The organism is Cryocola sp. 340MFSha3.1, from assembly GCF_000383315.1.
GTDB lineage: Bacteria > Actinomycetota > Actinomycetes > Actinomycetales > Microbacteriaceae > Leifsonia.
Genome location: NZ_KB911087.1, coordinates 1,891,364 through 1,905,366 on the forward strand (window position 1 = coordinate 1,891,364; position 14,003 = coordinate 1,905,366).

General features: G+C 70.4%; 14 protein-coding genes. 8 read left to right on the forward strand and 6 right to left on the reverse strand.

Annotated features, from left to right (window positions below; genetic code table 11):
• Positions 1–209 precede the first annotated feature (209 nt).
• The 4 genes from H284_RS0109010 to H284_RS0109025 are packed head-to-tail and all read left to right on the forward strand — an operon-like array spanning position 210 to position 3,711.
• On the forward strand, positions 210–977 hold the full coding sequence (locus H284_RS0109010) for a VOC family protein (RefSeq protein ID WP_020075980.1): 768 nt from the start codon (positions 210–212) through the stop codon (positions 975–977).
• Positions 974–1,924, forward strand: coding sequence for an aldo/keto reductase (locus H284_RS0109015; RefSeq protein WP_018189296.1), 951 nt, complete (start codon positions 974–976; stop codon positions 1,922–1,924). Before H284_RS0109010 ends, H284_RS0109015 begins: the two co-directional genes overlap by 4 nt.
• Positions 1,925–1,963: 39 nt before the next feature.
• Complete coding sequence (locus tag H284_RS0109020) at positions 1,964–2,326, forward strand: tautomerase family protein (RefSeq protein WP_018189295.1); 363 nt, start codon at positions 1,964–1,966, stop codon at positions 2,324–2,326.
• 2 nt (positions 2,327–2,328) lie between these two features.
• Positions 2,329–3,711: a GH1 family beta-glucosidase gene (locus H284_RS0109025; protein ID WP_051087267.1), complete on the forward strand. Its 1,383-nt coding sequence runs from the start codon at positions 2,329–2,331 to the stop codon at positions 3,709–3,711.
• 67 nt (positions 3,712–3,778) lie between these two features.
• Here H284_RS0109025 and H284_RS0109030 read toward each other — a convergent pair whose 3' ends face one another.
• Complete coding sequence (locus H284_RS0109030) at positions 3,779–4,033, reverse strand: DUF3072 domain-containing protein (RefSeq protein ID WP_018189293.1); 255 nt, start codon at positions 4,031–4,033, stop codon at positions 3,779–3,781.
• Between the two features lie 171 nt (positions 4,034–4,204).
• Between H284_RS0109030 and H284_RS0109035 the strand changes: the two genes are divergently transcribed.
• Positions 4,205–5,752 (forward strand): hypothetical protein, encoded by a 1,548-nt coding sequence (locus H284_RS0109035; RefSeq protein ID WP_231371134.1) that lies wholly within the window; start codon positions 4,205–4,207, stop codon positions 5,750–5,752.
• Between the two features lie 15 nt (positions 5,753–5,767).
• Here H284_RS0109035 and H284_RS0109040 read toward each other — a convergent pair whose 3' ends face one another.
• The 3 genes from H284_RS0109040 to H284_RS0109050 are packed head-to-tail and all read right to left on the reverse strand — an operon-like array spanning position 5,768 to position 7,643.
• Positions 5,768–6,298 (reverse strand): hypothetical protein, encoded by a 531-nt coding sequence (locus H284_RS0109040; protein ID WP_020075982.1) that lies wholly within the window; start codon positions 6,296–6,298, stop codon positions 5,768–5,770.
• A gap of 31 nt (positions 6,299–6,329) precedes the next feature.
• Complete coding sequence (locus tag H284_RS0109045; protein ID WP_018189290.1) at positions 6,330–6,605, reverse strand: hypothetical protein; 276 nt, start codon at positions 6,603–6,605, stop codon at positions 6,330–6,332.
• 39 nt (positions 6,606–6,644) lie between these two features.
• On the reverse strand, positions 6,645–7,643 hold the full coding sequence (locus tag H284_RS0109050; protein WP_020075983.1) for an EamA family transporter: 999 nt from the start codon (positions 7,641–7,643) through the stop codon (positions 6,645–6,647).
• A gap of 69 nt (positions 7,644–7,712) precedes the next feature.
• Between H284_RS0109050 and H284_RS0109055 the strand changes: the two genes are divergently transcribed.
• Positions 7,713–8,267, forward strand: a complete 555-nt coding sequence (locus tag H284_RS0109055; protein WP_029042880.1) for a CGNR zinc finger domain-containing protein — start codon at positions 7,713–7,715, stop codon at positions 8,265–8,267.
• Positions 8,268–8,276: 9 nt separating this feature from the next.
• On the opposite strand, the gene H284_RS0109060 is transcribed toward H284_RS0109055, so the two are convergent.
• On the reverse strand, positions 8,277–9,596 hold the full coding sequence (locus H284_RS0109060) for an NtaA/DmoA family FMN-dependent monooxygenase (protein WP_018189287.1): 1,320 nt from the start codon (positions 9,594–9,596) through the stop codon (positions 8,277–8,279).
• 6 nt (positions 9,597–9,602) lie between these two features.
• A complete protein-coding gene (locus H284_RS0109065; protein ID WP_020075985.1) occupies positions 9,603–10,976 on the reverse strand; it encodes an O-acetylhomoserine aminocarboxypropyltransferase/cysteine synthase family protein in 1,374 nt (457 codons plus the stop codon).
• A 149-nt stretch (positions 10,977–11,125) separates the two neighbouring features.
• Between H284_RS0109065 and H284_RS0109070 the strand changes: the two genes are divergently transcribed.
• Both H284_RS0109070 and H284_RS0109075 read left to right on the forward strand, forming a co-directional pair.
• On the forward strand, positions 11,126–13,018 hold the full coding sequence (locus tag H284_RS0109070; protein WP_020075986.1) for an FAD-binding monooxygenase: 1,893 nt from the start codon (positions 11,126–11,128) through the stop codon (positions 13,016–13,018).
• Positions 13,019–13,054: 36 nt separating this feature from the next.
• Positions 13,055–13,960 carry an MBL fold metallo-hydrolase gene (locus H284_RS0109075; RefSeq protein ID WP_020075987.1) on the forward strand — a complete coding sequence of 302 codons (906 nt, stop codon included), beginning with the start codon at positions 13,055–13,057 and terminating at the stop codon, positions 13,958–13,960.
• Positions 13,961–14,003: the final 43 nt, after the last annotated feature.

Consider the following 14,003-nt stretch of genomic DNA (forward strand, 5'->3'; position numbering starts at 1 on the left):
CTCCACCTCTTTGTGCTGATCTCGTGCATGGCGGCGCACGTTCGGGGCGAGCCTACACACGCATCCGAACGACGCGCAATAGTTAAAACCTTTTTGTCAAAAACCTCGCCTTGCCATGTATTGTGTCGTCTAATGCCGCTTTCTCTGGCCGAATGCACTTAGTTGCGTACGTTGAGATAGTGAGCTTTCAGCGTAGAAAGGACTCTCCCTTGGCCATCGAATCCGTACTCTTGAACGTCACCGACATCCCGCGGTCGGTCGAGTTCTACCGCCGCCACCTCGGCGCCGAGGTCATCGGGGCGGGTGACGACAGCGCGGTACTCGACCTGGTCACCGCGCAGCTCGTGCTCTACCGCATCGACACCCCCGCCGAGTCGACCTGGGTGGGCGACGACCTCCAGCGCGGCTTCCGTCATGTCGGCTTCAAGGTCTCCGACCTCGACGCCCGCGTGGACGCCCTGCACGACGCCGGCGTGCCGTTCCACCTCGAGCCGATCCACGCCGAGGGGGATGTGCGCATCACGTTCTTCTACGACCCGGACGGCACGCTGCTCGAACTGGTCGAGGGCCCGCTCCAGTATCACGAGGTCTACGACCGCAGCGCGGTCGAGCGGGACTGGGGCCTCGGCGACCCCGACCGCCCCCGCTTCGACCACGTCGCCGAGACCGTCGCCGACCTGGAGGCGACCAAGGAGCACTACGGCGAGCTCGGGTACTCGCTGATGTCGGGCATCCACCAGCCGAGCGACGACCGCGGCTTCGAGATCAACTTCCTGCGCCACGGCGACAGCTCGCTCGAGATCTTCACCTACGACAAGGCCGAGAAGGCGGAGCGCAGCCCGCAGCTCGACGCGCCCGGCTTCGTCGCGGTCGCCTTCGAGGGCCGAACCGCTCCGGGCACGGTTGTCGGCACCACCGGCGACCGCGAGGTCTACAGCGGCCCCGACGGCCTGCTGTACACGGTCGCGAACGCATGACCGCATCCACCTCGCTGCGTCCGCTCGGCGCGACGGGACTCTCCGTCAGCGCGGTGACCCTCGGCGGCGCCCCACTCGGCAGCATGCCCGAGAACTTCGGCCACGAGGTCGCCGAGGCGGACGCAATCGCGCTGGTGCAGGACGTACTGCGCAGCGGCATCCGGACCATCGACACGTCGAACGGGTACTCCGACGGCCGCAGCGAGGAGCGCATCGGCAAGGCGATCGCGGAGTTCGGCGGCCTACCGGACGACGTCGTGGTGATCACCAAGACCGACCAGCGCGACGGCGACTACAGCGGTGAGCGCGTACGACGGTCGATCGCCGAGAGCACCGGGCGGCTCGGGATCCGTCCCCTGCCGCTCGTGCACCTGCACGACCCGGAGTTTCACGACTTCGACGCCATGACCGCTCCGGGAGGGGCGGTGGATGCGCTCGTGCGGGCGAAGAAGCGCGGCGACGTCGGCCACATCGGGCTCGCCGGCGGTGACGTCCGGGTGATGCGCCGCTACCTCGACCTCGGCGTCTTCGAGGTGCTGCTCGTGCACAACCGCTGGACGCTCGTCGACCGGAGCGCCGGACCCCTGCTCGACCGCGCGGCCGAGCTCGGGATCGGTGTCGTGAATGCGGCCGTTCTGGGTGGCGGCATCCTCGCCGACGAGACCGGCCGCAAGACCGACTACGGATACCGGCCGGCCTCGACGGAGACGCTCGACGCCATCGCGCGCATGCGGGAGGCCTGCCGCCGGTGGGACACCACCCTCGCGGCCGCCGCCCTCCGCTTCTCGACCCGCGACGACCGCTTCGCGAGCACGATCGTCGGGATCAGCAGGCCGGAGCGCATCCAGCAGACCCTCGACGCCGCCGCGCTCGACCGGCCGCAGGAGTTCTGGGACGAGCTGGAGTCGCTCCTGCCCTCCCCCGCGAACTGGCTCGACGCCGACTGACCGACACCGACCCACCACCGAACACACGAAAGAGACACCATGCCACTCGTCCGAATCGACATGCACAGCCCGCTGGCCGACCTCCGACCGCAGATGAGCGCGGCCATCAACTCCGCGCTCGCGGACGGATGGGGCATGCCGGCCGACGACCTGTTCCAGATCTTCACGCTGCACGAGCAGGGCGACCTGTTCTACAGCCGCACCTTCCCGGACGCGGATCGCTCGGACATCGTCTTCATCAGCATCCTGGCCTACAACGGGTACTCTCCCGAAGTGAAGCAGCGCGGTGCGGAGCTGGTCGTCGAGCGGCTCGCAGCGCTCGGGATCAAGCGCGACGACATCCTCATCTCCCTCTACGAGAACGGCGACGGCGACTGGCTCGCCCCGTCCAAGGAGCAGTGACCATGCAGAGAAGCGACCTTCCCGACGGCTTCGTCGTCGGGAGCGCGACCGCCTCGTACCAGATCGAAGGCGCCACCCACGAGGATGGCCGCGGCGAGAGCATTTGGGATGCCTTCGCACGCGTCCCCGGAGCCATCGCCGACGGCAGCACGGGCGACGTGGCCGACGATCACTACCACCGCTGGCCGGAAGACGTCGCGCTGATGTCCGACCTCGGCCTCGACGCCTACCGGTTCTCGGTCGCGTGGCCGCGCATCCAGGCCGACGGCACCGGCCCCGCGAACCGTGCGGGCCTGGACTTCTACCGTCGGCTCGCCGAGTCGCTGCGCGAGCGCGGCATCACCCCGTGGGCGACCCTGTACCACTGGGATCTGCCCCAGGCGCTGGAGGACCGCGGCGGCTGGCTCGATCGCGACACCGCGATGCGGTTCGCCGACTACGCCGCTCTCGTCGCCGAGGAGCTCGGCGACGTCGTGACCGACTGGATCACGCTCAACGAGCCGTGGTGCTCGGCCTTCCTCGGCTACGCGAGCGGGCACCACGCACCCGGGCGAACGCTCGGCTCCCGGTCGGCGCACGCGGCGCACCACCTCCTCCTGGGCCACGGCCACGCGCTGGAGGCGCTGCGTGCGACCGTCCCGTCGGCCAGCATCGGCACCACGCTCAACCTGTACTCGGTGCAGCCCGCGGGCGACTCCGAGGCGGATGCGGACGCGGCGCGCCGGATCGACGGCCTCAGCAACCGGTTCTTCCTCGACCCTGTGCTGAAGGGCGCTTATCCCGTCGATGTGCTCGAGGACCTCGGCGAGACGCGGTGGTTCGCCGAGAACGCGACCGACGACGACCTGAAGCGTATCTCGGCGCCGATCGACTTCCTCGGGATCAACTACTACAGCCGCCACACGGTCGCATCGGGCTCGAAGCCCGCGGCGGGCGCACCCTCTAGTGCCTACCCGGGCAGCGAGCACGTCCGCTTCGTCAAGACCGGGGCTCCGGTCACGCAGATGGGCTGGGAGATCCACCCCGACGGGATGGTGGATGTGCTCCGCCAGGCCAACGCGCTCGCGCCGGGCCTGCCGCTGTACATCACCGAGAACGGTGCTGCGTACCCGGACCAGGTGGACGCGGACGGCCAGATCGACGACCCGCAGCGCGCCGAGTACCTGGAGGCGCACTTCGAGGCGGCTCGGGATGCGGTCGCCGAGGGCCTACCGCTGCAGGGCTACTTCATCTGGTCGCTGATCGACAACTGGGAGTGGGCGTGGGGTTACTCCCGGCGCTTCGGGATCGTGCACGTCGACTACACGACGCAGAAGCGCACGCCCAAGCGCAGCGCGCGCTGGGTCGCGGACTTCCTCCGCGACGCGGTGCCCGCCTCCCGCTGACATCTGGTTGACGCAACACGCCGTCCGCCGTCGGCCGGGGACGGCGTGTTGCGTCAACTCCATTCCGTCAGCCCTGACCGCGCCCCGTCTTCTGCTGAAGCCGGTCGATGTGCTCCGATGCCTGCGCCTTCGTGAGGTCGGCGGGGAGCTCCCCACCGGCCTCGCGGGCGAGGGTGTCGAGGTAGCTGCGCTGGGATGCGGTCATCGGCTCGTCGCCGGTGACCCACTCCGACGGGTCCTTGCTCGCAGGGTTGCTGTCGTCGCCGCGGGCGCCGAGCACATCGTCGCCGGAGCCGTTCGTGGTGCCGCTGGTGTCGCTCATGCGGCAGACAGTACGCCGCCGCACCGACATCGTCAGGGGGCCGGCCGCAGAGCGACATGCATTGAGAGGCTCATAGACCCGACCCGCCGGGCCACGCGTCAGGAGGGGGTATACCGCTTCGTCTTCATCAGTAGCACCGCCGAGCAGAACGCCCGGCTGATGGGAGACGACATGAGAAGAATTCGCAGGCTGACCGCCCAGCTGGCTGTGGCCGCGGTAGCCATCGCGCTGATCCCCGGCACGACGGGCGCCGAACCGGCCTGGGCCGGTCCGGAGACGAGTCGCGTCACAGCCGAACTGAGCAGGATCCTGGACACCGGGACGGTCGACACCAGCGGGAAAGCCCTGGCCGCGCTGAGCGCCCCCGAGCTCCTGGACCTCGGGCGGAAGAAGTTCGCCGCACTGGTCGAGAAAGGCGGGGACTTCTCCGACCTCGCCGGGGCCGGCGCGAAGGACGGCAACGTGTTCACCGCCCTTCCCGCCACACGGGGCGAACTGAACGAGTTCGCCCACACCGCCAAGTTCCGCGACCTCAAGGGTCTCGAAGCTCTCGACGGCGTCGAGGCGCTGCGCTGGATCTTCGACGTCACGGGCGCCTTCGACTCCGACCTCTCGAAGCTCCAGAAGGCCGAGATCTTCGCCGGACAGGTTCCCGTGCTCGCCGAGGCCCTCGGGCTGGCGAACGCCATCACAAGCGGCGACGACATCGACATCGCCCAGAACGTGGTTGCTCTTCTGGCCAACTCGGCCGGCTTCGTGGTGTCCTTCGCAAGCCCGGTCGTCGCCATCGTGATCGTGCTGATCGGCGCCCTGATCGGCGCGTTCATCGCCGCGTTCCGGGACACCTCGCCGATTCAGGTCGACTACATGAAGGGCATCCGCGACAAGCGGTTCCAGGAGTGGCTGCCGGACCACATCGACGAGCTCACCACATCCATGTCCGCGGCCGCAGGAGACATGTTCGCGGCCTGGCAGGCGACCGAGGTGTTCAACCTGGGACTTGTGGATGCCGCGGTCGACCGGGCGGCGCTCGCGGCCGAGGTGGCCGATCCGCGCTCCGGAGCGGAAGTCGTGGCCAAGGCGGCGACGCAGAAGTGGCACGCCCACGCGGCACTCCAGGCCAAGCTCGCAGCGGACCGCGAGGCGTTCATCGCGCAGAGCACGGACGGGTTCGCCGCCGCGATCACGAAGGCGATCGCGGATCCCGAGATGGTCACGAAGATCACGGATCAGGTGTTCCCTCTGTCCTCCGCCACGATCGGGTCCGTGGTCTACGGAACCTCCTCGCAGGACGGCCGCCTGGGCAGCGACAGCAACTGGGCGACCCTGTTCCCCGAGGGGGACGACGCGACCTGGCCCTGGGCGAACGCCGAGGGATCGACCGGCGGCTGGGACATGTTCGCCGCCGATGCCGCGGCCGTTGAATCCAACCGGTTCCCGTTCCTCCCGCGCGAGCAGCCGTACTGCTTCGTCAGCGGTCGGGACGGCTCGTTCTACGCCGGCCAGTCCGTCGATTGGCTGAATCAGAACTGCTACGCGACCCTCACCCGGATGGCGGACCGGTATCGATCGATCGTGGAGGACCTGCGTGGCACGCCTCTTCCCACGGTCGACCAGGACCAGCTGAAGACGCTGTTCACGCAGCACCTGAACGATCCCGAGATCCAGAAGGATCTCACCGTCATGACGCTGCCGATCGCCAGCATCCCCGGGAGCTGACGACCCCGCCCCGGCTCAGCGGCGCAGCACGCTGGGCCGGGGCAGGCCGAGCTCCTCGAGCAGGTCGCCGAGCATCCGATCGAGTTCGAAGCCTGCCTGGGTGATCTTGTTGTTTCCGAAGCTCGCCAGCCGGCTGCTCGGCTGGTCGACGCTCAGCACCGTGCCGCCGCCACGCGCAGCGTGCAGTTCGACCCGGATCGGGGTGTACAGCAGTGTGCCGGGATCGTGCCGGAACATCCGCGCAGCCGTGGCGTAGTCGCCGATGAGGTAGACCGCGCTCGGGATGTCGGCGCCGCCCACGCGCATCACCGCCGTCGGGTGGTCGGTCCAGAACCGCACGAACCGATGGATGCCCGGTCCGGCCGTCTCGCGGGTGAGCCGGCGCCAGTCCGCATCCTCCGCGAGGAGGTCGCGCAGCTGCGTGACGTCGAGCGGGGGCACCTCCGCTTCGAACGCGCGGCGGAGGGTTCCGAAGGCGACGGCGGCCTCCAGTTCGATGCGGGTGACCGGGACGGGGACGATGCGCTCGGTCGCGGGGAGGGCCATCACCCCATTCTCGCCGCTGCCGGGCGGCGGCTCAGCCCCGGCCTGTCACGCCGCGCTTCGGCGGGACCTGCGGCAGGTCGTCCGATGACCCGCCCGCGCGCAGCCGGGCAACGTACGCCCGCTCCCGCTCGAGCGTGTCCGTCTCGGGAACGCCGAACCGCGACGGGTCGGGACGGTCCGCATCCTGCTCGACCGTCAGCAGGCCGTCCGGGTCCCGCGGGTCGCGCACGCCGGTCAGGCGCACGTCGATCGTCGACTTGTCCTCGTCGTGCCCACGCCGGTCCTCATCGCGGCTCGTCGCATCCATGTCCCCACCATCGGCGCGTACGAGAGCCGCGGCAAGGGGTCAGCGCGGTTTGCTCCCCGGGATCGCGGAACCGAGCGGCGCGGACTCCTCAGGCGAGCCTGTGTCGTCGGGTGCGACGCCGTCGGCCGGGTCGGAGCGATCCGCGCGCACCAGCGCGATCCCGCCGAGGATGAGCAGGCCGCCCAGCAGCTGGAGTAACCCGAGCTGCTCGCCCAGCATCAGCCACGCGTACAGGGTCGCCGCGACGACCTCCAGCAGACCGGTGAACGACGCGAGTCGAGAACCGAGCAGCTCCGTCGCGGTGATGCTCGCGGCGTAGGCGACGGCCGTGGCGAACACCCCGACAACGGCGAGCGGCACCCACCACGCCACCGACTGCCCGAACAGCGGCACGTCGGCGAAGCTCACCGTGACCGGCAGCACGCCCGTCGCGCCGACGACGCCGAGGGCGATCGCCCCGATCAGGAGTCCGCCGCAGGCCAGGGCGACGGGCGGGAGTCCGTCGCTCGGTCTCGCGGCGATGACGTAGAAGGCCGCGCATCCGCCCATGGCGAGCACCGCCAGCACGAGCCCGAGCGGGTCGAGCGCGCCGGACCCGCCGGGCGAGACGACCAGCACGAGTCCGCCGATCGCCAGCACAGAGCCGGCCAGGACGACGACCCGCGGAGCGCGACGGGTACGCATCCATACGGCGACGACAAGCAGGACGGGCGCGAGGTACTCGACGAGGATGCCCGTGCTCACGGGGATGCGCTGGATGGCCGCGAAGTACAGCACCTGGGTGCCGGCGACGCCGACGAGCGCCATCCCGAGCAGCCGCCAGCGGCCCCGCCAGACGGCAGCCCAACGGCCGCGCACCGCGATCAGCGCGAACGGCAGCAGCACGACCCCGCCGATCAGAGCGCGCGCGGTCACGGCGGCGACGGGCGACCACCCGCTCTCGAGCAGCGGCTTGATGAAGGCGCCCGACATCCCGAATGTCGCCGCAGAGAGCACGGCGATGAGCAGGCCGAGCGAAGTCGGATGCCGATGCGTCATAGGGTCACCTGTCAGGGTCGTCAGCGATGATGGTCCTGACGGTACGCTCGTCATGAGTAAGGAGTCAACTTGCATTTTGCCCCTGACACAGAGGATGCTCTGGAGTTCGCCGTCCTGCTCGGCAACACGGTGCCCGACGCCTCGCGCAGCGGCGAGGACGAGCTGGCGACTCCGGAGCAGCTGGTCGCGCTGCTCACCGAGAACCGCTACTCGGGTCGGGTCGACGGCGACGAGGCCGAACTGCGGGCCGTCCACGAGACGCGCGACCGCATCCGCCGCACCTGGACGCTCGACCGCGACGAGGCGGCCGTCGAGGTCAACGCCATGCTGGCAGAGGCGCACGCCCTGCCGTACCTGATGCGCCACGACGGGTTCGACTGGCACCTGCACGCCACGGCCCAGGATGCGCCGCTCGCCGAGCGCATCCGCGTCGAGATCGCGCTGGCCCTGGTGGATGTGATCCGCTCGGACGAGACGGGCCGCCTGCGCGTCTGCGCGGCCGACGACTGCACCGGCCTCCTGCTCGACCTCTCCCGCAACGGTTCCAAGCGCTTCTGCAGCGTGCGCTGCGGCAACCGGATGAACATGGTCGCCTTCCGCGCCCGCAAAGAGCAGGACGCGTAGCCGACCGGCTCAGAAGTCGGACAGGTTGCCGCGGATGCCGCCGTCGCCGAACTCGCGCCGCAGGATCCCGCGCCGCCGCAGCACCGGGACGAGCTCGTCCAGGTTGCGGTGCAGCGTCACCGGGTGCAGGTCGCCGGAGAAGATGAAGCCGTCGTTCGACGCCTCCTCCCCCAGTTCTTCGATGAAGTCGGCGATCTGCTCGGCCGTTCCGACGAATCCTTCGCGGTCGGCGATGCGTCCCTTGACGACCTTCGGTGCGACCAGGTCGCGCAGCGTGACCCCGTCGCGGATGCCCTGCTTGCCGAACAGCCCCTTGATGCTGCCCTGCGACACGTGGTCGCCGAACACCGAGACGTCGAACGGCTCGTCGAGCGACAGCTGCGTCAGATCGGTCTCCAGGTCGCTCGACTGGCCGGCGAGCTCCCGGTACAGCTCCGCGTCGGTGGGATGCTTCGACGCCTCGACGACCCTCCGCGCCTCCTCGTCGCTCGGCACGACCTCCGGCTTGAAGACGAACAGCACCTTGATGGAGTCGGGGTCGCGCCCGGCCGCCACCGCCGCCTCACGCACCTTGGCCCGGTAGTCGCGGATGCTCTGCGCGTCCAGCGGTGCGAGGGCGAGCTGAACGTCGGAGTGCGTCCCAGCGAACGCGATGCCGCGCGGCGAACCGCCCGGCGAGACGATCGCCGGGTCGCCCTCGGTGAACGGCACGGCGTTGAGCGGCCCGGCCACCCGGAAGTACTCGCCCTCGTGTTCGAATGGCCGGATCTTCGAGCCGTCGGCGAAGTGGCGCGTCGCGGCGTCCTCGATGAGCGCGTCGTCATCCCAGCTGTGCCACAACCGCCGGATCACGGTGAGCCACTCCTCCGCGCGGTCATAGGCCGCATCGTGCGAGAGCGCCGGGAGTCCGAGGTGCCGCGCGCTGCCGACGTCGGTGACCACGTTGACCCCGAGCCGGTGACCGCTCAGGTGGTGCAGGCTCGCGAACTGGCGGGCGGCGACGTAGGGAGGGTAGGCGCCGGCGTTGATCGTGGGCGCGACACCCAGGTGCTGCGTCGCATCCAGCAGATAGGGCGAGAGGATGAGCGGGTCGTGCTTCGGGCCGCCGTACGCCTCGCGCACCCGCAGGTCGACGGTCTCCGGGAAGCCGATCGACAGGGCGTCCTCGATGATGACCAGATCGAGTCCGGCCTGCTCGAGTTCGCGCGCCGACTGCTGGTACAGGTCGGGTCGCGTCCAGCGGTAGTCCCACTCCCAATACGGCCGGCCCCAGCCCTGGGGCCCGAAGCCGCGGCTGAAGAACCAGCCGAAATGCTGCAGTCGTGCCATGCTCGCCTACCTCCCCGCCACAGCGCTCAGCGGCGCCGATGTCAGCTCTGCGTCCCCCGCGACGGCCGCATCCGGGACGGCCGCACCGGCGACCACCACGTCCGCCGCAGCGACCGCCGCGATGCCTCGCGCCAGATCCGCGATCAGGTCGTCCGCGTCCTCCAGGCCGATCGACAGGCGCAGCAGCCCTGGGCCGATCCCGATCCCGTCGCGCACGTGCCGCGGCAGGTGCGCGTGCGTGGTCGAGGCCGGGTGGAGGATGAGCGACCGCACGTCTCCGATGTGCGTCATGCGACTGAACAGCTCGACGGCGTCGTAGAACCGTTCGGCCGCTGCGGCACCGCCCGCGAGCGTGAACCCGAGGACCGCGCCCTGACCGCGCGGCAGGTACCGCTGGGCGAGGGGATGCGACGGGTGCGACGGCAGGCCCGCGTATTCGACCCCGGTGACCTCGGGCTGCGCTTCGAGCCAGCGGGCGACGGCGAGCGCGGTGTCCGACTGCCGCTGCACGCGGAGCGAGAGCGTCTCGATGCCCTGCTGGATGAGGAACGCGTTCAGCGGGGACAGCACCGGCCCGAACAGTGACGCGACGACGGATCGGGTGAACGCCGTGTAGGCGGCCGCGCCGTGCGTGGCCACGTAGCTCGCGCCGTCCAGCCAGTCGTCGGGCCCGGTCAGGTGCGCGAACGGCGAGGTCGCCCAGTCGTAGCTGCCCTGGTCGACGACGAGGCCGCCCAGCGTGGAGCCGTGGCCGCCGAGGTACTTGCTGGCGGAGTGCACGACGATGTCCGCGCCGTGGTCGCCCGGCCGCAGCAGGTACGGGGTGGCGAGGGTGTTGTCGACGATGAAGGGGATGCCGTTCTCGTGCGCGACGGCGGCCACGCCGGCGATGTCGAGGATCTCGGTGCCGGGGTTCGCGATCGACTCCCCGAAGAGCACCCGCGTGGTGGGCCGGATGCGCCGCCGCCATTCCCCGAGGTCGGTCGGGTCGTCGACGAACTCGATCTCGACGCCGAGCCTGCGCAGGCCGTTCTCGAACAGCCCGCGGGTGCCCGAGTAGACGCTCTGGGCCGACAGGATGTGGTCGCCGGCCTGAACCAGCCCGAGCACGGCGACCGTCAGCGCGGCCTGGCCGCTGCCGACCGCGATCGCCTCGCGGCCGTGCTCCAGGGCGGCGACGCGGCGCTCGAGGGCGGCGGTCGTCGGGTTGCCGGAGCGGCTGTAGGTGTACCCGGGCTCGTCGCCGCCGAAGCGGCCTTCCGCCTGCGCGAAGCTGTCGAACTCGAAACCCGCGGTGAGGTAGATGGGCGTGACCCGGGCGCCGTGGGCGGCATCGCGGGTCTCTCCCGCGTGCACCTGGGCTGTGCTGAACTCCGACATCCCCCTATGGTGCGGCACCACCCCCGCTGCGGCGCCTTCTGTTGCACAAAGCTACGCGGTGCAGGCATTACGGGATGGGGTACTCTGGTCGCGCGATATGCGAACGGTGCGTTCGCATAATGAACGACTTACGACGAAGTGAGGTTCCCGTGCAGTTCCACCACCACGGCTACGTCTCCGGCGACCCGCGCATCCACGAGCCGGCCGGCACCGGGATCGACCGCCCCGCCGAGCTGCCGGACGAGATGGATGTGCTCATCGTGGGCACCGGCCCCGCCGGGATGATCGCCGCAGCCCAGCTCTCCCAGTTCCCGAACGTCACGACACGGATCGTGGAGCGCCGCCCGGGCCGGCTCGCCATCGGGCAGGCCGACGGCATCCAGGCCCGCAGCGTCGAGACGTTCCAGGCGTTCGGCTTCGCCGAGCGGATCATCGCCGAGGCCTACCGCATCACCGAGATGGCGTTCTGGAAGCCGGACCCCGCAGACCCCTCTCGGATCGTCCGCACCGCGCGCCCGGTCGACGACCCCACCGGTGTCAGCGAGTTCCCCCACCTGATCGTCAACCAGGCCCGCGTGCTCGACTACTTCGCCGAGGTGATGGCGAACTCGCCGGCCAGGATGACGCCCGACTACGGCTACGAGTTCGTGCGGCTCGAGGTCGGCGAGGGCGAGCATCCCGTCGCCGTCACCCTGCGCCGGACGGCCGGACCGGACGAGGGCGCCGAGCGCGTGGTGCACGCGAAGTACGTCGTCGGCGCGGACGGTGCGCGCAGCAAGGTCCGCGAAGCCATCGGCTGCCACCTCGCCGGCGACCAGGCGAACCACGCCTGGGGCGTGATGGATGCGCTGGCCGTCACGGACTTCCCGGACATCCGCACCAAGTGCTCGATCCAGTCGGAGGCGGGCAACATCCTGCTCATCCCCCGCGAAGGCGGCTACCTGTTCCGGATGTACGTCGACCTCGGCGAGGTCTCGGCCGAAGACAAGGGCGCGATCCGGGCCACCTCCATCGAGCAGATCATCGAGCAGGCCAACCGCATCCTGCACCCGTACACGCTGGATGTGCGCAACGTCGCCTGGCACAGCGTGTACGAGGTCAGTCACCGGCTCACCGACCGCTTCGACGACGTGCTGCCGGAGGAGCTCGGGATGCGCACCCCGCGCGTCTTCATCACCGGCGACGCCTGCCATACGCACAGCGCGAAGGCCGGCCAGGGCATGAACGTCTCGATGCAGGACGGCTTCAACATCGGCTGGAAGCTCGGGCACGTGCTCGACGGCCGCAGCCCGGAGAGCCTGCTCGCCACCTACTCCGCCGAGCGGCAGGTCGTCGCGAAGGACCTCATCGACTTCGACAAGCAGTGGTCGACCCTGATGGCGAAGAAGCCGGAGGAGTTCGAGAGCCCGTCGGAGTTGGAGGACTTCTACGTGCGTACCGCCGAGTTCCCGGCCGGATTCATGACGCAGTACGCGCCGTCGCTCATCGTCGGGGAGCAGAGCCACCAGGAGCTCGCGACCGGTTTTCCGGTCGGCAAGCGCTTCAAGTCCGCTCCCGTGGAACGGGTGTGCGACGGCAACCCCGTGCACCTGGGCCACCATGCGCGCGCCGACGGCCGGTGGCGCATCTACGTCTTCGCCGACGCCGCCCGGGCCGGTGAGCCCTCGGCGGTGGCCGACCTCGCCGCCTGGCTGTCAGCGTCGCCCGAGTCGCCGCTCGCCGCGACGCCGGCCGGCGCCGACCCGGACGCCTGGTTCGACGTCAAGGTGATCTATCAGCAGGACCACACGGCGGTCGACCTGGGCGCGGTCCCCGAGCTCTTCCTCCCGCGCGTGGGGCCGTTCGGCCTGATCGACTACGAGAAGGTGTACGCCGCCGACCCGGACGACGACATCTTCGCGGTCCGCGGGATCGACCGCGCCGGTGCGATCGTCGTCGTGCGGCCCGATCAGTACGTGTCGGCGGTCCTGCCCCTGGCGGCCACGGACGAGCTGGCGGCGTTCTTCCGTCCGATCCTGCTCAGCCGGGAGCTGGCCGGCTGACGCTCGAGAGTCCGACGGTCGTCTAGCCTGGCGGGCGTGGACCGCTTCGAGACGATCGCCGAGGGCGTGCACGCCGTACGCATCCCCATGCCGGGCGGCGGGCTGCCGTACAGCCTGGCCTACCTCGTCGAGGACGATCGTGGTCGCCTCCACGTCATCGACCCGGGCTCCCCCACGGTCGAGGCGACCGGTGCGCTCCTGGGCGCGGTGGATGCGCTGGGGCGAACCCCGCACGACATCGCCTCGATCGTCATCACGCACCTCCATGCCGACCACGCGGGAGGCACCGCGGCCGTGCGTGCCGCGAGCGGCTCCACCCTGCTGATGCACGCGCGCGAGGCCGAGGCCGCCGCGGCGCTCGCCCGAGGGATCCCCGCGCCGGACTTGGACGCGTGGGGCGTTCCCGCCGACCGCCGCCCGGAGCTGCTCGCGGCCGTCGCCTCACCGATCGCGGCCGGGCTGCCCGCGCCGGACGCCGTGCTCGCGGACGGGGACCTTCTCGACATCCCGGGCCGTCGCCTCCGCGCGTTGTGGACGCCCGGGCACACTCCCGGCCATCTGTGCCTCCATGAGGAGGATGCCGGGCTCGTCTTCACCGGGGACCATGTGCTGCCGACCGTCAACTCGGGTCTCGGCCTCGGCGGCCCGACGGCCACCAACCCGATCGCCGACTACCTCGCCGGCCTCAGCCGCATCGGGGAGTTGGACGCGCTCGCCCTGCCCGGGCACGAGCATCCCTTCACCGGCCTGGCGGAGCGCACGGCCGCCCTGCGCGAGCACCACCTCCGCCGGTCGCGGGAGGTCGCCGCGCATCCCGGCGGCACCGTGTGGGAGATCGCGCGCGACCTGACCTGGACCGGCGGCTGGGACTCCCTCTCCGGCTTCACCCTGCTCTCCGCACTCGCCCAAACCGCCCAGCACCGCGACTTCGTCGCCCCCTGACGCCCTCCTTGCCCGTTCCCACCCACCGTCGAGTCCGCACAAA